This window comes from Candidatus Nanopelagicales bacterium, assembly GCA_028687755.1.
Taxonomy (GTDB): Bacteria; Actinomycetota; Actinomycetes; order S36-B12; family S36-B12; genus UBA11398.
Window position 1 is genome coordinate 1 of record JAQTZL010000016.1, and the last position, 17621, is coordinate 17621.

A 17621-nucleotide genomic window follows, 5' to 3' on the forward strand; every position below is an offset into this window, starting at 1 on the left:
CGGGTGGACAGCTGCTATCTCAGGGCCCAGCGCCTGATGACACTCAGTGTTGCCACGTCTATCACTCCTGGTCTCCTGCTGCTCAAAAAAGCACCAGGTTAGGGTCGGTACGTGGGTCAGGTTTGGATGGAAATCAACAGAGTTGACCGGCTGCTCTTGGCCGATAGCACGCCCGGGACGAAATGCCACAAAGAAGTCGGCCGGGCAACTGCCGAGGCTCACTGGACTTTGACGTAGCGCAACGACCTAGAGCTCGGCAAGCGCATGCTTTTTGTCCCTCAACTGGATGGGAGAACCATCATGGAGAAATCAAATAGCACCGCTCCTCGCGAGCCCTGGAACAAAGGAAAAATCGTTGGACAGAAGGCCCCCTTCAAGCTGAAGGACATTTGGGCGCTCCGAATCCGTCTTCAGATGGAAGATCGAGTTCGAGAACTCGCACTTTTCAACCTCGGCATTGATAGCAAACTGCGTGGCTGTGACCTTGTGGCCTTGAAAGTGCGTGATGTGTGCCACGGCGATCAGGTGGCTACGCGCGCCATCGTGATGCAGCAAAAGACCAGGCGTCCCGTGCAGTTTGAGATCACGTCTTCCACGCGGGAGGCTCTTCAGGCGTGGATCAAGCAGGCCGCGCTGAAGTCAGATGACTTTCTTTTTCCAAGTCGCCTCCACGGTTCACCCCATTTGGGTACACGGCAATACGCGCGCATTCTTGGTCATTGGGTCGATGAATTGGGGTTGGATCGAGCCGAGTATGGGACCCACTCCTTGCGCAGGACCAAGGCGACGTTGATTTATCGCCGCACCAAGAACCTGCGTGCAGTGCAGTTACTGCTGGGGCACTCCAAGTTGGAATCGACCGTGAGGTACCTGGGCGTTGAGGTTGATGACGCGCTGGAAATCTCAGAGCAGACCGAAATCTGAGACCAGCATCAGGTACGTGGGCGTAGCTGGAACTCCACCAGACCGCCCACGTCTACTGACTGCTTTGTGGAGCCTCTGAGTAGAGGGGCTATCGGCCACAACCCCGTCATTCACTGTCGCACCAGAAAAAGGGCATAACTCCCGACGTCGGTCAAGCTTGACGAATGAAGAAACACGGTCCCACGTAGACTCAAGAACGGACAGCTAGCCCCTTGCAGGTTTGCCAAGAACATCCTTGACACATCCATGGTGCTGGCCAAGCCTCAGGTCATAGTCAGTGTTAACGAGCGCTTACGAATGCTACGTGTCGCTACGGGTCGGAGTCGGAAAAGGGCAGTCTTCGCCGCTGTGACGCTCATAAGCACTGAACCGTGGGCTGACCCAGCTAAGTTCGACAAACTCGCTGACAAGGTCAGTGCGGCCTAACTGGATCGTTGAGTCTGGCTGGCAGCTGGCCAGCTCAGCTCGACGCAGAAACCCTGTGCGGCGGTGGGCAGCTGGATGTGGCCCCCGTGGGCTCTCACCACGAGATCAGCCAGGATCAGCCCGAGTCCCTTGAGACCGCTGCTGGCAGCGTAGTCCTGGCGTGCCAAGGCGTCGCGCAGCTGCTGCAATTGCTCGGCCGGGCAGCCTTGGCCGTCGTCGTGCAGCCGCAATTGGTTGATTCCGGCTTCTCTCGTTGCAGTCAGCTCCACCTTCTGGGCGTGGTGGCGTTGCGCGTTGTCGATCAGGTTGAACAGGACGGCCGAGAGCAGGTCAGGGTCGGCGTCCAGTGGCTTGTCGCTGGTGATGTCCAGCTGCAACGCATCAAAAGCCAGCGGGGCGAGCAGTTCGGACAGTCGGATGATTTGCCGTTGCGGCTCGCTGCCACTGCGGAACATCGTCAGCAAGGCTTGCATCACGCGGCTCAGGCGAGCGGCCGCCGCGCGGGATTGTGTCAGGCGCGGGCGCAAGGATTCCGGGGCCTCCTTGAGCGCGATCGCCAGCTGGGCATCGATTCCAGCCAGCGGCGTGCGCAAGGCATGGGCCGCATGGGCGGTGAAGGCCCGCTCGCTTGCGATGCGTTGCGCCAGCCGCCCGCCCAGGTCACGGATGGCCTGCGCCATCGGGACCAGCTCGGCCCGCTCGGGCACCCGGGGCAGGGTCTCGGGCCGTAGGGGGTCATAGCTTTCCACCGCGCGCGAAAGACCGAACAGCGGCTCGAGTTCGCGGCGCACCAGCAAACTCAGCAGTGCCGTTGCCAGAACGCTCATCAGCAAGGCGCCGATCAAGGTGTAGGTCGTAGCTTCCGTGCGGGACTCCACCCGCTCTTCCTCGCTTTGCGCCACCAGCAGGAAATGCTGCGGGTCGTTTTGAAACGAGAAGGTAATCACGCGCCACTGGCCGTCGGCTGTGTTGCGCGGCTGCGGGTCGGGCGTCAGCAGCATAGGCTGTGCGGGCGCCTTGTGCGATTGCCCGACCACCTCGCCGGTCTGGACATGAACGATCTGCCAGACCAGATGTTCCTCGTACTCGGCGTGGACCTGTGCGATCGTCTGGTTCTGGCCTTGCCGATGCAGCACAGCCAGCACGCTGTGCAGGACTTCGGCTGATTCACGCAGCCCCTGATCCATCAGTTCATTGACTTCATGGCGCACCACGTACCGTACCACCCCGGCAACCAACAGCGCCCACAACAGGGAGACGACCAGCAGCATACGCGAGACACGCCGCTGGATGGATGGCAAACCTGAAGTCTTGAATAGCGGCATGTCAGGGGGATGGAATCCGGTAGCCCAGACCGCGCACGGTTTCAATCAGGGCCTTGCCGAGCTTGCTACGCAGCTTGAAGATATGCACCTCGATCGAGTTGCTGGCCAGCTCACCATCGAAGCCCAGCACCAGGGCTTCAAGGTCGTCCCTGGAGACAATGCGACCGGCACGCAGAACCAGCGCTTCCAGCAAAGACCACTCGCGGGCGGTGAGTTCCACGCTGCGTCCATCGAGCCAGGCTGCTTTGGCAGTCAGGTCAACCTCTACCGGGCCGAAGGCCTTGCGCTGTGCACTGCCTGCGACCCGACGCGAGATGGACCGCAGGCGTGCGCTGAGTTCCTCTGGGGCGAAGGGCTTGACCAGGAAATCGTCTGCGCCGCTGTCCAGGCCCTGGATACGGTCGGCCAGCAGGTCACGCGCAGTCAGCATCAGGGCCGGAACCTTGAGACCCTTGGCACGCAAGGACTTGAGCCATTCGACGCCCGAGCCATCCGGCAGGTTCCAGTCGAGAAGCCAGGCATCATAGGGTTCGCTGATCAGCAAACGGGCCTGGGCCAGCGTAGTGCACCAATCGACTCGGTAACCATCGCTAAGCAGGTAGTCGCGCAGGCCTTCGCCCAGGGTGATGTCATCTTCCAGCAGCAGCAGGCGCATGGACCGATCTTAATCAGTAGGATTGCTTGACGCCGGTGACCATGGCGCGCACCAGATTCACACGCTCGATCCGGCCCATCACAATGGCGGCTACGCCATGCAGGCCGGCTGCGATCAGCAGGCCGTTGGCAAGCCATTTGTGGAGCTCCATGAGCCATTCCTCGCCAAAGTAGGCATCGGTGGTTTGCATCCAGCCCGTAGTGCCAAGCGCCAGCACAATGGCCATGAGAGCCAGCATCATCAAGGCGCCGAGCGGGTTGTGGCCCACGTATTGCGGATGCTGTCCTTGCCGCAGGGCTGCGAAGTGGCGGATCAGGCGACCGGGAGTGGGAAAGAAGTCGGCAAAACGTGAGTGCCGACTGCCGATGAAGCCCCACACTACCCGGGTCAGCACCAGTGCGGTGGCCACATAGCCCGTCCACTCATGGGCGGTCTCGCCCGCTTCCAGCACGAACTGGTTCAGCAGCACGCAACTCACCAGGCTCCAGTGGAACAGGCGAACGAAGGGGTCCCAGACTTTCACGGGATGGGTGAGGGGGGGGGCAGTATCTGGACTCATGGTCGGCAAGGCTTCAAACGGCTATCAGGACGCACGCAGCGGGGTCACTTGCGCTCGAGTTCGGCGCCAGTGGCGGGATCGAAGTAGATCTCGACCTTCTTGCCGTCCTTGTCGAAGCCGTAGATTTCGTAGCACTTGCCCTTGCTGACCTTGAAGGTCTTGATCTGGTAGCCCTGCTTTTCCATCTGTGCCTTGAAGTCTGCTTCCTTCATCCACTTCTCTTGTGGGACATTGCAGGTCGGGCCGGCGAAGGCGGCAGTGGTACCAAGGGCCAGAACGAGAGCGGTCAGTTTCAGTTTCATGATGATTCCGTAAGTCGGTTGAAAGAACAGTGGAACAGGCTGCCCACTGACTGCAGTGTCCGCGCGCCAGATTAAGTGAACATGAATTGCAAGAAACTTCCGCATCGTCGAAGTGTCAGGGTTTTGATATTCATCGCGCACATTGCTGCAGCTGACATGGTCATCGGAATGCCATAGAGTCCGTTATCGCTTAGTCGCTGGGCTTCAACGTTGAAACAACAGCTTTGGGCCCAGAGCACCAGTTCGAGAGCGGAAATAGCGAACGTTCAAGATGAAGTCTCACAGCCACAAGATTCCGATGTCGGCTGTACTTCTGAAACCGGCCTAAGGGCTTGCGAGGATCGCCGGCTCGCAGATGACTGGTGCTTCACTCGGACAGTGAGGTCACGGTGCTGCCATGGACGGTAGCAACCGCTGCAGACCTGACTATGGCCCGTCTGCGACGGCTTCAGGCTGGGAGCAGTCTGTGGTCACAGTTCGAACACAGGCGGCTTCCGACCCATACCGGCCATCGCCCAGATCCAAAGCCGCGCGTGGCGCCTTCTACGAAGCTGTCATCGCCGGCATGTAATGCGACCTGGTTGAGCTGTGAGTCGGTTCGCAATCGCTCCGTAGTCGCAGACACCACGTGCAATCACCCACAATCCGGCCCGTACGCACCCACGCTGCTTCTACAGGCGATAGCTCGCACCCTGCTAACAGGACTCCCATGACCAACACCGCCCGATTTGAGCTCTTCTCTTTTTGGCGCACCTCCGCGACCTACCGCGTCCGCGTCGCCTTCAACCTCAAGGGCGTGACGCCGCAGGAGCACACCATCAACCTCGATGCCGGCGAGCAGCGCAGCGAGGCTTTCCTCAAGATCAACCCGATGGGCGCGATTCCGGCGCTCGTGGACCACGGTCCGGGTCAGCCGCAGACGCCCCTGACGCAGTCGCTGGCCATCCTGGAATTCATCGAGGAAAGCTTTCCGACGCCCGCGCTGCTGCCGACTGATGCGCACGGCCGCGCTCGGGTGCGCTCACTGGCTGCCATGCTGGCGGCGGACACGCACCCGTTGATCACCCCGCGGGTCAAGAAGTACCTCACCACCCAAAGCGGCTTCGATGATGCGGCCTGGCGTGCCTGGCAGATCCACTGGTTCACGACGGGCTTGCAGGCCTTGGAGCAACGGCTGATCAACGAGCCCAGCACCGGCACCTTCTGCCATGGCGACACGCCGACGATCGCCGACATTTGTCTGGCCAGCATCATCGCGGTGATGCGCGTGTTCAAGATCGACGTGCCGGGCATTCCGACCGTGATGCGGGTGATGGCGGCCTGCGAGCAGCTGGAGGCCTTCGCCGCGGCCGATCCAAGCCGGCAGGTGGGCGCACCGAAGGCCTGACGGACGCCTTGGGCGGCGTCTCGGAGCGCCGCCGATCCTGCAAAGGCGCCGGCGAGCCCGCGCCCCGGTGCTGAATTCCTGCCATTTCCAGACGTCGCCTCGCCAGATCCAGACACGCGATCCTGGGTGCTCGCCATAAATTTGTCTCCAGCCGATGCCACGCCATCGCGGCGCACCGGTCACCAGCAGCAATCAAGGAGACATACCGTGACGAGTTCAAAGACAAAGGCCACGCTGGACAGCGTGCTCACCCAAACCACCCAGCGCCATGGCGGCGCACCGGGCGTGGTGGCCATGGCGACGGACCGCAATGGCAACTTCTACGAGGGCGCCTCCGGGACGCGAGAGCTCGGACAGGATCGACCCATGACGACCGACAGCGTCTTTGCGATCTTCTCCACCACGAAGGCGCTGACCGGCACCTGCATCATGCAGCTGGTCGAGGAAGGCCGCATCTCGCTCACCGACGATGCCGGCAAGTACGTGCCCGAGATTGACCAGCTCCAGGTGCTCGACGGCTTTGGCGCTGACGGCCAGCCCCGCACGCGTGCGCCCAGGCGCAAGATCACCGTCAACGACCTGATGCTCCACACCTCGGGGCTGTGCTACGAGTTCTTCAGCGCCGATGACCTGAAGTACCGCACGGCCAAAAACATCCCGACGGTGGTGTCGAGCAGCTTCGATTCGATCCGCACGGTGCTGCTCCACGAGCCGGGCGCTGCGTGGACCTACGGCGTCAACATTGACTGGCTGGGGCGCATCGTCGAGCAGCAGCGCGGCAAGCGCCTGGGCGAGGTGATGAAGGAGCGCATCTTCGGGCCGCTGGGCATGAACGAGATCGGTTTCCAGATGACCGAGGCGATGAAGGCCCGGCGCGTGACGATCCACGATCGCGCGGCCGACGGCAAGCTGACCCCGCTGCCCGACCTGGTGCTGCCCGATCCGCCGCCGATGGACATGGGCGGCCAAGGCCTGTACGCCACGGTGGGCGAGTACATGAAGTTCATCCGCATGATCCTGAATGACGGCGCCGGGCCGAACGGCCGTGTGCTCAAGGCCGAGACCGTGCAGCAGATGTCGCAGGACGGCCTCGCCGCCCTCGGGCTGTCGGTTGGCGGGTGGACCACGTCGATCCCGTCGCTCAGCAACACCGGCGAGTTCTTCCCGGGCACCGCCAAGGGATGGGCCTACACCTTCATGACCAACCGCGAGCGCACGCCCTCGGGCCGCCCCGCCAACTCGCTGATGTGGGCCGGTCTGGCCAACTGCTTCTACTGGATCGACCGCAGCAGCGGGATCGGCGGCTACTGGGCGACCCAGATCCTGCCGTTCCAGGACACGGCGTCGTACCCAGGCTTTGTGGAGTTCGAGACGGCCGTCTATCATCACCGGTGAGCCGCTGACTTCCGCGGCGCACGTCGTGAGGAGTACACCGGCATGGAAGCGATCCGCAACGTCCTGGTCACCGACGTCACCGGTGCCCCCAGCACCCGCCACCGTCTGGTGGCGTCGACGGATTGGGACGAGGTGCAGCACTGGTGCAAGCAGGTCTACATGCCGTATGACGCGGCGCCGGTCGGGCTCGTGCGGCAGCCCGACTCGGTGCTCGACGCCATCCGCATCGGGCACTTCACGCTCAGCCGCTTCAGCTACGGCGTGCCAGTGCACCTGACCGGTTTTGCCGCGGAGGCCGGCACCGGCCTGGTCCTCACGACCCTGCGTGGCGCCATTCGGCACTGGTCGAGCGGGCGGGAGTATGCGAACACGGGGGTTGGCGAAGCCTTCCTCGTGGACAACTCGCGCACCCACTACTGGCTCGATGCCGATCCGCATCATCTGCAGGTCAACCTGACCTTCCAGCATGATGCGATGGCCGCGCTCCACGAACGCTGGTTCGGCGCGCCGGCTGATGAGCGGATGTGGGCCCGCAAGTTCCGCTTCGGCGGTGCGCAGTCCAGCTGGATCAGCCTGTTGTCCTACGTGTGCCGCTGCATCACCGAGATGCCGGACGCGGTGGAGCAGGGTCCGCTGGGGCGACACCTGGAGGAGATGATCGGGCTGCACCTGTTGACGTTGTGGCGACAGCAGCTGGAGAGCCCTCAGGAGCCGACTGTGCACCGACTGGTGCCTCGCCATGTGCTGCTGGCCGAACAGCACATGCGAGACCATGCTCAGCACGCGCCCACCTTGAGCGAACTGGCGCGGAGTGCCGGCGTCAGCGTGCGCACCCTCAATGCCGCGTTTCGGGAGTTCAGGGGCTGCACGCCGATGCAGTGCCTGCGCGACATCCGCCTGAACGGCGTGCGCGCAGAGCTGCTGGTGGCCTCTCCACAGACCAAGGTTCGAGACGTGGCCGAAGCCTGGGGCTACGCCAACCTCGGCATGTTTGCCGCCAGCTACCGCAACCGGTTCGGCGAATCGCCCTCGACGACGCTTTCTCGGCGCTGAACGCATTCGGGGCGATGTCTGTGAGACGGAGCAGTTCGGCGGTAGAAGGTCGACGAGCCGACGGCAGGTCCCCGGGCAGGTAACTGCCGAGTGGCCGTTGTTCGGCAACCAGCCGGCCGTCCGCTCGTGGCCGAGCGCGGTCTTGCGGCGTGAGTGACTGACCGGCCGCTCCCGCTGCAGAGCGGCTCTACGATCTGGCTGCTTCAGGCTGAACTGAGTCGTTCGCTGCTGCCCGCTTGTTCGACAGCGGCGGCCGTGACCAGTCATTCGACTGTCGGCCCTGCGTGGGACCGCTTCAAGCGTAATAGCGGGTACTCGGCCATTGAACCGCCCCGGATTTGAGGATGATCTCAAGTGAGTCCCGCTGTCAAAGCGCCATGCGGATGCGGACTCCGCGTGTCAGTCAGGCTTCCAATGGCCAGAGCGGCAGCGGGCCCAAGACGCCCCACTTCGCACATGCGACATCCCTCGCACACGCCCCTGGTGGCCACTGCGCTCAGCGTGTTCAACCGGGTCTGAATGTGCGCAGGACCCTTGAGGCGATAGACAAGCCTCACGATCGGATCAAGGCGCCAAGCCAAGCTCAATGGCATTGGCCTCTGCCAAGTTCAACCTGCAGAGGAGCCCGATTTACGTCTGCAACATCTCAACTGGGTACGCCTGCGCCATCTCAACGGGGTAGACGCAAATAGCCTCACCCCCGGAATCCTTGCGCGCGTCCTCGAGTTGTTGCTGAAACGCACTGGCAGAGATCTTCTTGTCCTGGAGGAACTCGAAGTGCGCCACGTTGGCGTCCAACACGCTGGCGCGGGCATAGAGCCCCTTGGCCAGTTCGATTGATCCTTCGGGTTCTCCTTTGATCAACCGCTTTCGCAGCGAATCGGGGGCCGAAGATGCCAGGCTCCCGAACAGGGTGCTGTGCTTTGAAGCTTGCAGGCGGAGCTCGTCGAACCACTCAATTCCGCGATGCTCGTCGTGCGCAAAATCCAATAGATCCACCAGCACCTTGGCGGGAAGCTGCTCGACATAGTCGCCGCCAATGAACCGCTCTGGATGCGCGCCAAGCACGATCGATTTTGCATGCCCGCGAGCCAGCGTCGTCCAGTCCTGGCAGTTGTTCCTGAGATCCAGCGCTGCGGCGTCTTGCAGTCCCAATTCGCTGGACACCATCGCGTAGCCCAAGATGGCCAAGGTGTACAACTCGTTGACGGTTTGGATTTCCGGCACAGTCTCGCTGCGGGCCCACTCTTGCTTGTAGTGGTGCATCAGCTTGTTGAACTCGCGCTTGCTGTCGATCAACAAGCCCCTGCGCACGGACTCATCGGTTGCATGCTCAGCGTGACGCGCACCGTCAACTGCCGTTTGCAACTCGGACTTGTGCAAGCCTTCCTGTGACAGCTTGATCTTCTTGACGTCCTTGGCCATATCAGCCAAGTTCCTTTCCAGCTGGTTCAGCCTATGCCGAAGGTACGTAAAACCAGCGACCGAGGTCACCAGCCCCAGGCCCGAAAGCACCGTTCCGGTCATCGCGACATTGAGCACCGTATTGACCGTTTGCTGAACCGCGGCAACATCTTTGCCAATCTTCCAGAGCTGCGCACCCTGAAGGGCCTGCCCCAGGACTCCGAGACCCGGAACGAGGCTGCTCATTGCTGCACTCCCGCCCGAGGTCACGAGGTGCGAGACGATTCGGCCTCCCGCGTCTCTGATCACGCCGCCATGCACGGTGTACATCCCGCTGACTAAGCCCGTGAGCGTTTCAATTGGAATCTGGCGGGCGACGGTAAGTCCAAGGTCTGCGAGCATGCTGTCATTCTTTCGTGGCACTGCGTCCGAGTTAGGAAAGAACTCAGCGCTCTGGGCACAGAGCATAGCGTGTGCTGGCACCGCCAATAGCCTGTCGCCGGCAGTGAACCGGTCGGCTGTCCCGCAGCATCGAAGGTCAGCTCTTGGCCGAGAGCACTGCTTCGGACGTGCTCCAAATAGCAGCCATTGAAGGCGGCCACACCCCTGCACTAGGACATGGCCGCTCCAATCGTTCAACTCAGATCTCTGTCTGCTCGGAGATCTCAAGGGCATCGTCGACCTCGATACCCAGGTACCTCACCGTGGACTCAAGTTTCGAATGGCCGAGCAGCAACTGCACGGCCCGCAGATTCTTGGTCCGGCGATAGATCAAGGTCGCCTTTGTCCTGCGCATTGAATGGGTCCCGTACTCTGATCGATCCAACCCAAGTTCGTCCACCCAGTGCCCAAGAATCCGCGCGTACTGCCTGGTTCCCAAATGTGGTGAATCGTGAAGTCGGCTTGGGAAGAGGAAGTCATCTGACTTCAGCTCGGACTTTTTGATCCATGCTTGCAGGGCATCACGGGTGACTCCTGTGATCTCGAACTGGACCGGTCGTTTGGTCTTGTGCTGCATGACGATGGCCCGCGTAGCCACCTGATCACCATGTGTCACGTCGCGCACTTTAAGTGCAACGAGATCGCATCCGCGAAGTTTGCTGTCAATGCCTAGGTTGAACAGCGCGAGCTCACGAACCCGCCCTTGCATCTGAAGGCGTACGCGCAGTGCCCAGATGTCTTTCACCTTAAAGGGTGCCTTCTGCCCAACGATCTTGTCTTTGTTCCACGGCTCGCGGTGCGCGGTTTGGCCTTCGGTATCCATGATGGTCTCCTATCGAGTTGAGGGCTCGACAGGATGCGCGTCCAAGGCGCCGAGGCGCCAGCCTAGCGAGGCTGCAAGGATGTCGGGCTACGACGACGAAGGGCAGCTTCCAGACACGCAGCCAGTTTCACGCTCTCGGCCAAGAGCGGTCATCGATTTAGAGTCCTGTTTGAAGCTATGACATTGCATCTGTCACACTCCATTGTGCAGAAGCAATCACTCTTAAATCAGGACGATACACGCCAATCCCGCCTCATCATGCCGACCTATAGTTACTTCGATTCCTTTTCCATTGCCCTATCTCTTTGGCCATCAATGGGGATGACTCGTGCACCAGTGGTGAGTGCTGAACAACCTTCGCCGAAGCTGGTGCAACAAGCCTATGCCTTTGTGCACGACCAATACCACTTATGGCGCACCTCAATGCCCGAATACTTAGGCAACCAATGCATGGAGGTCACGACACGGTTGTACGGCTTACTCAACTCTCGAGGTATTAAAGCTGACATCGTCATTGGTTCTGTCAGCACCGAGCAAAGCCAATTTTTCCATTGCGATGTGCCGTACCTGCGTGCCATAGCAACACAACCGGTTGATGAAGCAGCGCCTATCGACCTGCATGCATGGATAACGCTTGGCGGGGATTCTGTTATCGACTTCGCATTGCCATCCAAACTGGCTAGGAATCATGGCGCCCCCACAGACCTAATGAATGAAGGCTTTTGCGCTGATGCAACAGGCATGGCGAAACATATGGGGCTGTACTACGAACCAATGCTTGTAGGCAGTCAATACCTTGCATTGGTGAACTCGGCAGACCCTCACGACCTACTCCTGTAACTGCTCGGAAAATAGCCATTCACCTGTGTTCATGCCATTGAGCGAAGGTATCTAAACGACTGCGTTGGGTCGAAGGCTCCAGTTCAGGTCATGGGGAAGCGGTCGGTGGTGCGGCGCCAACCTGCTCGCGAAAACCCTATGACCGCAGTACCTCGTAAAGCCGCCATTCAGGTCGCCTCGGGTCGTTGAATCCAACGGCTCCTTCCTGGCAGTCAGCGTAAGTACGTCGGGCTGCGCTCACCGGCAGCAATCGCTGCAGAGCGGCTCTACGATCTGGCTGCTTCAGGCTGCGAGCGGCCAGTCGCGTATCCGGTGACAGAAGACTGCTTTTACGGAAAGCCGTCATTGAATCGCGTCGTCCGATTGGCGTCTGAGTCCTAGTTGCTAATTTCCAGCCAGAACTGATCCACCTGCCGTTACGGCGTGACCTGCTCTACATCGCGCTGAGGCGCGGAGTCAAAGAACGTGGCGCTGCGCTCTGGAGACACATCCGGCAAGAACGCCTCGACGGGCGAAATCGTGAAGATCGCGCCTTTGCCAGACCATGAGAATTTTGATGCTCGGATGCCAGCCCAAAGAAGCGCAAGATTCTTGTCCCCGGTGCACAGCATGATCTGTTGATCAGGAAACAAGGCGAAGAGGCACATCAGCATCTCAAGTGATCGAAGATCTGCGAGGGCGTTGTAGGCGCACTCAGCAGAATAGGCCAGCGACGGCTTGAGCAGTCGCTTGGCAGGACTCTTACCCAACGGAACAGATATGGAGCTCAGCACAGCTAGGACCACCAGAGATTTTGTGTCCACGCCGCATTCTTGGGCCACGGCCAAAGTCTCATCCCATAACTGAGCCTTCTTGCTTTCGCTTGTCGGAGCCTGCAGCAGTGGCGCCATGCGCATCAAGAAAGTCTGTTTTCTCTGCATGCTGGTTGCTGTGTCTTGGACGATGCCCACCACACCGCGCAGGCCACCGCTGTCTCCAGGGACCAACTCAGCTTTGGGGAGCGCGATGCGCAACGCCGCGCTGACTTCCTCGAGTTGCTGCTGGATTTCGTAAGGCGTTGGATTCCGTCGCAAGTTGCCTTCCAAGGCAAACAGCAGCGGATTGATGCGAATGCCATCGCCCGCAAAGAAGTCGAGAAAGTCCTTGTCGTCCGCTTTTCTCTTGACTCCGTGAAGGAAACGTCCCTTCAGCTCGGTGATGGTGCAACGGTCCGGGAGAACAATCATGTCTTGGCGGACAGCCAATCCTGACGGCAGCCAACCGCCCTTCACCAACCCAATGGTCTTGGATGTGTAGAACGATTCGATGGTTGCATTCCCAGAGGCAACCCCATCCAGCTGGATCTCCGGAATGTTGCTTTCAATGACTTTGGCGCGCGTCCAGTTCAGCGGGACGACAACCTTATCGGTGAGCTTCTTGTCAATGAGGTCCGCATACTGCAGCGGAGTGAACTCGACGCCAGCAAATGCCATACGGCGGCCCGTCGGTAAGCCAGCTTCGTCCATTTCCTCGTAGGCCAGTACTCGGCCACTCTTAATGTGTGAGGGCTTCAAGATCCTCAACAACTGCGCAGGCGTGAGGGCAACGCCATGCACTTTCGTAAGGCGGCGGGACAGGCGTCCAGCGGAAGTCTCATCGACTTGAACTGCAGCAACGCGCGCCGGGAAAGCGTTGACTTCTGGCCAGTGTCGAAGTCCTAGCAGCGCCGCGACAAGATCGAGCGCCTGCCCGTGTTTGAGTTGAACCTGATGTTTTCCGAGGTATGCGCGCAAGCGCTGTGCAAGCACCTTGAGCTGTTCGGTGTCCATATTGATCTCCATCGGACCAGATTCCGGTGCACGTTTTGCGGGCCGCCCAAGGAAGCAATGATGGTTGGGGGGCGCGAAACTCTGTCTTTTTCGTACACCGAAGGTCGCGCGGCAGCCCACCGTCGAAAGTAGTCGTAAAAACTGCAATGGGCTCCCCATCAAGGGCCAGCTTGGCTTGCTCTAGGCGCGAGACCAAGGTTTTTAGCGCTGTTGAGCTTGCCCGAGTGTTCAACAGCCGCGCTTCAAAGTACATCCAAAGCAATGCAAAGCTGATGGCCGCTTCTCGCTCTCCGTCGGCCAGGTGAGCCAAGCCATCATCGCGCTCGCACAGCCAGTCCAGGATCTGCATGGGACCTCCGAAAGGTGTAGAGCTAAAGGCGCCTAGGGATGGGTAGCGTTTGCTGCCATGCCGGCAGGTCGTTACCCAGCACCTCCGAGCCAGGAAAAATCATCATTGTGGGTGGATCACCATCATGACCAAACTTGTCGCAAGTCTCGTCGACGAGCCAAGAATGTGATTCGGATATGCGTGGCACGAGGTAGTGCACATATAGCGCCGCAACCATCGACTCGGCGCGAAACTCTGTGATGACCTCCTTGTTGCGCTGTCGCCTGAGGTCAGACGACTCGCAGCCAAGCTCGATGTCCATCGCGAGATGGATGACGCCGACCTTCTGGGTGGCTACCTGGCGACCTGCTTCGGCAAGTTTGGTTTTGACGTGGCGCGCCTTGCGCTCGATCGCCACTGGCGCTGTGCATTGCCAAGTGACGACTGAACCGTAGCGGAAGTCCTGGAAGAAGCGGGGGTCACGATTGTCGGGGACCAAGCCGACGGCAAGGTTGTAGCCGTTATCGCGAACTGGGTTCCCTGACAGCAATCGTGCCAGCTTCGTCCCGAAATAGAGAGACGAGTCCGCAATGTCCTCCAGTACCGCCTGGACATTGGCTTGGCGAATCTCACCCGAGCCGAACTCGTCACGCCAGGGGTAGTGGCCAGGTGTGAAAAGCGGGCTCGACAGGAATCGCAAAACCCAGTCGGAGAGGTACGTCTCGGGCACGTCTTTGAGTTCGACGCTGTAGTTCACATCGATGGATAGAGACAACTTCCGCCTATCGATGATCTCAGCAGCACGGCGGAATATCCGTCGCTGTAGCTCGCGTTCGTCCGCCTCGTACTGGCCTGCTCTGAGCCGCTTGAATTCAACGGCGACGCGCTCAGAGCGCCCGTCAACTGTCAGATGGATGTCCGGCGTCTTGGCTTGGCCGGGCTGCTCGGGTATGAAGGCTACGTCCTCTCCATCGGCTGCGTAGTTCCCGGCCATCACCAGCTCAAGCATGGGTCCGTCCGGCTCGCTGGCAGCGTCCTGCAGCATGCGGCGAGCTCGCTGCTCCGCGCCAGGCACATTCGCCAGAGCCTCAACATTCACCCCAATCTGTTTGATCCAAGGAACACAGCGCGAGGCAAGAGCTTGGTCGAAGGATCGCCTGCAATCAAGCAAGGATTGAGACTGGGCCAGAAAGGAGGCCACGACGTCGGCCCCGAGAGCTGACAACGCAGGGTTGCGCCCGAAGTCGCCGGCAGCGCCTGTGTAATCGATATAGGCCTGCTGGGCTGCGCGTAGTCGCCGCCCGAAGCCGACGGCATTGCCGCTGATCTCTGCTAGCCAACGGAGCGCTGTGCGGACATCAGTATCGTCCTCTATACCCTGTGGCAGTCGCATCGCGTCCTCCTTGGCCACCAATCATCGCATGTCTTCCGGACGGCGCAAGATGCCGAGGAGCGCCAGCACGACCCGCAAGTCGCTGCACGCACAATGCGCTCACGCGTCACAGAGAGGAATGTTGAATGGCGGCTACCAAGCACACGATGAAAATGCCCGAACTCCTGGTCTTTGCCAAGATGTTCGTTGTTGGCTTGGTTGCCGCAGAGGTCTGCAGGACTACCTACTATCTGGGAACTGCGTTTGTTCCTGCGATAGCCGACTTTCCCCTTTGGGCCAAAGCAATACCTGTTCTTATTGGACTGGCGGTCTGTGTGGTCTACGCCATCAATCGTGGTGCGCATGTTTCTGCCTTCCAAATGGGGCAAAGCCTTCGTTTCGATCTACTCATCGCAATGTGCTTGGGAGCTTGGTCAAACGAGTTAGCCATGCCTTGGCTTTTAAAGTTCCACGCAGCATTGAAAGCGGCGGACCCGTATTGGGCGCCAGTTTTTCTTCTGCTTTTCTGCACTGTGCTTTTGTCACCGCTAGTCCAGTGGCATTGGCCTAGAAGGCGGCAGACTCCTTCGCAATTCCGTTTCCTTGCGGACGAAGAGATCAGACAGGAGACCGACGATCTGCTATCGAACGAGACCCAAGCAAAGTCGTTCGCAGAGACAGTCCTCGCAAGCGGTGTGCATTCAGGATTGGTGTTCGGTGTCGATGGCCCCTGGGGCGTAGGCAAGACAAGCTTCATCAATCTTGCAGAACGCTACTGGGAGCGAGCTGCGGACAAGGTAATTGTTTGTCGGTTTGAGCCCCTTCGATACGCATCCGAGCCAGATCTCGCTGATCGCTTGATTCGCGACCTGTCCGCCGCGATTCAGAGCAAGGTCTTTGCACCCGAGTTCCGTCCTGCGGCCTCCCGATACTCTCGGCTCATCAAGGGTAAGGCTGACGTTTCGTTCCTGGGCTTCAAGCTCTCGCTGGAGCCTTCTCAGGAAACCGTCGATGAGTTGCTCGACGACATTGACGAGGTCCTTCGACGTATCGGTCGACGTGTGATCGTAGTCATCGACGACCTGGATCGTCTGGACGCGAAGACCGTCAACAACGTCCTATTCGCAACGCGACGCACCTTCAAGCTGTCGCAAGCGACCTACGTCCTTTGCTATGACACCGAGGTACTGGCCGGTGGCAAAGAGGAAGGATCCAGGGCGCGTGAGTTCCTTGAGAAGTTTGTGACAGTCAAACTGAGCTTATTCGTGGACAGCTCCAGCATCCGCAACTTCTTACAACGCGACTGGGAAAAGAGCGAGAGCCAGCTCGGGTCCGTGCCTTCGGACACGATGTTGAAGCTTGGTGCCGTACTAAATGAGCTAGCGGAAATCTTGAGTGGTGATCTTGCCGCCAAGTACCTGCCTTTGCTCGGTGATCTGCGCAAGGTTAAGCGCTTCATCAACGCGATCTTGCTCATGCAGATTGAGAAGACCAATCTGGGCCGGACCGACTTCAATAAGCGTGACCTCATCAATTTGATGCTGCTGCACCTGAACTATCCAGGGTTGTTCAGGCGCATATACGCCGAGGAGACAGAGGGGCGCAGTGGTACTTTCTCGATTCGGCGCAAGTACGACGAACCAGACTTCAAGAACGCCGATGGTTTTGCAAAGGTCAAGGACGTGCACCCAGGTTCTGCCAGTTTCTTGCTGGAGCAGTTGTTTGACGTGGAGGTTTTGGAGCTGGGCGACGGGCGCAACATTGAAGAGTCCGTTCTTCGGTCCCGGGCGTGCTTTAACAAGGGCGATACGAGAAACCTGGAGAGCTTTTTGAAGCTCATTGTTCGCTTTGCCACGCCGGAGCCGCAGGAGACCTTTGTTCTCTACCAAACAGCGGTGGATCAGGTTCGCAAGGGACGATCGATTGCCTCGGTTCTCGCGGAAGCTGAGTTTGCACTGGAACGAACAGAGACCGCACACGACCAGTTCTGGCGGGTACTTGTCAATCAGGCCCACGACTTCACCAGCCCGACCGCAGAAGACGCCATCGAAACGCTCGTTGAGTACCTACCACGCTACTCGTCGTTCGACAACGATGACCGTGGACTGCGGCCGAGGTCGATCTACTCGTTATTGCGGCTGTTGGATCGCGCAGGTTGGGGGCGAACTGTCGGCCGGCGACGGGCAAACACCCCGGAGAACGTCATAGAAGTCGCGTGGCGCATCTTCGGAGAGCAAGCGTACGTTGGGAAAGGTCTGCTGGAGCGGCTCGCGAGCCTAGACCGCGGTGTGCTCGGTTGGAATGATCTGATGCTATTCAGGCTGCAGTGTTCGGCGGATCGCGGCGGGCAGCTGTACAACCTGCACACAGCGCTGATCATTCACCAAGACCCGTCCGCTATGACTTCAGGTCTGGTTAGCAAACTAGCCCTGCTGGGCATGAGGCGGCTCTCTCAACAGGTGTTCGCGCTCTTCAAGCGTACCTACATTGACGCTGGACGGAACTTCATCGCCGAAGCACGTGAAGTGCCCGTAGATGCGTTTTTAGGGCAGGCTTTTGCGCATCTCCATGAACAGGCT

15 protein-coding genes are annotated in these 17621 nt (G+C 59.8%); 7 read left to right on the forward strand and 8 right to left on the reverse strand.

The window, feature by feature from the left end:
- Positions 1–300 precede the first annotated feature (300 nt).
- Positions 301–924 carry a tyrosine-type recombinase/integrase gene (locus tag PHN51_12350; GenBank protein MDD2819571.1) on the forward strand — a complete coding sequence of 208 codons (624 nt, stop codon included), beginning with the start codon at positions 301–303 and terminating at the stop codon, positions 922–924.
- Between the two features lie 422 nt (positions 925–1346).
- On the opposite strand, the gene PHN51_12355 is transcribed toward PHN51_12350, so the two are convergent.
- From PHN51_12355 to PHN51_12370, 4 genes are read right to left on the reverse strand one after another with little or no spacing between them, the layout of a single operon-like run.
- On the reverse strand, positions 1347–2621 hold the full coding sequence (locus PHN51_12355; protein ID MDD2819572.1) for a HAMP domain-containing sensor histidine kinase: 1275 nt from the start codon (positions 2619–2621) through the stop codon (positions 1347–1349).
- 55 nt (positions 2622–2676) lie between these two features.
- Positions 2677–3330: a response regulator transcription factor gene (locus PHN51_12360; protein MDD2819573.1), complete on the reverse strand. Its 654-nt coding sequence runs from the start codon at positions 3328–3330 to the stop codon at positions 2677–2679.
- Between the two features lie 13 nt (positions 3331–3343).
- Positions 3344–3889, reverse strand: coding sequence for a cytochrome b/b6 domain-containing protein (locus PHN51_12365; GenBank protein MDD2819574.1), 546 nt, complete (start codon positions 3887–3889; stop codon positions 3344–3346).
- 44 nt (positions 3890–3933) lie between these two features.
- Positions 3934–4191 carry a PepSY domain-containing protein gene (locus PHN51_12370; GenBank protein ID MDD2819575.1) on the reverse strand — a complete coding sequence of 86 codons (258 nt, stop codon included), beginning with the start codon at positions 4189–4191 and terminating at the stop codon, positions 3934–3936.
- A 397-nt stretch (positions 4192–4588) separates the two neighbouring features.
- Between PHN51_12370 and PHN51_12375 the strand changes: the two genes are divergently transcribed.
- The 4 genes from PHN51_12375 (at position 4589) to PHN51_12390 (ending at position 8026) form a co-directional block, all read left to right on the forward strand.
- Positions 4589–4762, forward strand: a complete 174-nt coding sequence (locus tag PHN51_12375) for a hypothetical protein (protein MDD2819576.1) — start codon at positions 4589–4591, stop codon at positions 4760–4762.
- 138 nt (positions 4763–4900) lie between these two features.
- Entirely contained in the window at positions 4901–5578 is a 678-nt protein-coding gene (gene maiA / locus PHN51_12380; protein ID MDD2819577.1) for a maleylacetoacetate isomerase, read from the forward strand.
- Between the two features lie 207 nt (positions 5579–5785).
- On the forward strand, positions 5786–6973 hold the full coding sequence (locus PHN51_12385) for a serine hydrolase (GenBank protein MDD2819578.1): 1188 nt from the start codon (positions 5786–5788) through the stop codon (positions 6971–6973).
- Positions 6974–7015: 42 nt separating this feature from the next.
- Positions 7016–8026 carry an AraC family transcriptional regulator gene (locus PHN51_12390; GenBank protein MDD2819579.1) on the forward strand — a complete coding sequence of 337 codons (1011 nt, stop codon included), beginning with the start codon at positions 7016–7018 and terminating at the stop codon, positions 8024–8026.
- A gap of 630 nt (positions 8027–8656) precedes the next feature.
- On the opposite strand, the gene PHN51_12395 is transcribed toward PHN51_12390, so the two are convergent.
- Both PHN51_12395 and PHN51_12400 read right to left on the reverse strand, forming a co-directional pair.
- The gene (locus tag PHN51_12395) at positions 8657–9832 is read right to left on the reverse strand and encodes a hypothetical protein (GenBank protein MDD2819580.1); all 1176 of its coding nucleotides are present in this window, start codon (positions 9830–9832) and stop codon (positions 8657–8659) included.
- A 238-nt stretch (positions 9833–10070) separates the two neighbouring features.
- Positions 10071–10694, reverse strand: a complete 624-nt coding sequence (locus PHN51_12400; protein MDD2819581.1) for a tyrosine-type recombinase/integrase — start codon at positions 10692–10694, stop codon at positions 10071–10073.
- Between the two features lie 204 nt (positions 10695–10898).
- Here PHN51_12400 and PHN51_12405 point away from each other — a divergent pair, with 204 nt between their 5' ends.
- Positions 10899–11534, forward strand: a complete 636-nt coding sequence (locus PHN51_12405; protein MDD2819582.1) for a hypothetical protein — start codon at positions 10899–10901, stop codon at positions 11532–11534.
- A gap of 416 nt (positions 11535–11950) precedes the next feature.
- Here the strand turns inward: PHN51_12405 and PHN51_12410 are convergent, their stop codons facing one another.
- Complete coding sequence (locus PHN51_12410; protein ID MDD2819583.1) at positions 11951–13342, reverse strand: glyoxalase superfamily protein; 1392 nt, start codon at positions 13340–13342, stop codon at positions 11951–11953.
- A gap of 371 nt (positions 13343–13713) precedes the next feature.
- Entirely contained in the window at positions 13714–15063 is a 1350-nt protein-coding gene (locus PHN51_12415) for a hypothetical protein (protein ID MDD2819584.1), read from the reverse strand.
- Between the two features lie 125 nt (positions 15064–15188).
- Between PHN51_12415 and PHN51_12420 the strand changes: the two genes are divergently transcribed.
- On the forward strand, positions 15189–17621 hold a 2433-nt coding region (locus PHN51_12420), incomplete at its 3' end, for a KAP family NTPase (protein ID MDD2819585.1).

Coding starts and splice junctions, on each gene's coding strand:
- PHN51_12350 (MDD2819571.1), top strand. CDS start 301: ATGGAGAAATCAAATAGCACCGCTCCTCGCGAGCCCTGGAACAAAGGA.
- PHN51_12355 (MDD2819572.1), bottom strand. CDS start 2,621: ATGCTGCTGGTCGTCTCCCTGTTGTGGGCGCTGTTGGTTGCCGGGGTG.
- PHN51_12360 (MDD2819573.1), bottom strand. CDS start 3,330: ATGCGCCTGCTGCTGCTGGAAGATGACATCACCCTGGGCGAAGGCCTG.
- PHN51_12365 (MDD2819574.1), bottom strand. CDS start 3,889: ATGAGTCCAGATACTGCCCCCCCCCTCACCCATCCCGTGAAAGTCTGG.
- PHN51_12370 (MDD2819575.1), bottom strand. CDS start 4,191: ATGAAACTGAAACTGACCGCTCTCGTTCTGGCCCTTGGTACCACTGCC.
- PHN51_12375 (MDD2819576.1), top strand. CDS start 4,589: ATGGACGGTAGCAACCGCTGCAGACCTGACTATGGCCCGTCTGCGACG.
- maiA (MDD2819577.1), top strand. CDS start 4,901: ATGACCAACACCGCCCGATTTGAGCTCTTCTCTTTTTGGCGCACCTCC.
- PHN51_12390 (MDD2819579.1), top strand. CDS start 7,016: ATGGAAGCGATCCGCAACGTCCTGGTCACCGACGTCACCGGTGCCCCC.
- PHN51_12395 (MDD2819580.1), bottom strand. CDS start 9,832: ATGCTCGCAGACCTTGGACTTACCGTCGCCCGCCAGATTCCAATTGAA.
- PHN51_12400 (MDD2819581.1), bottom strand. CDS start 10,694: ATGGATACCGAAGGCCAAACCGCGCACCGCGAGCCGTGGAACAAAGAC.
- PHN51_12410 (MDD2819583.1), bottom strand. CDS start 13,342: ATGGACACCGAACAGCTCAAGGTGCTTGCACAGCGCTTGCGCGCATAC.
- PHN51_12415 (MDD2819584.1), bottom strand. CDS start 15,063: ATGCGACTGCCACAGGGTATAGAGGACGATACTGATGTCCGCACAGCG.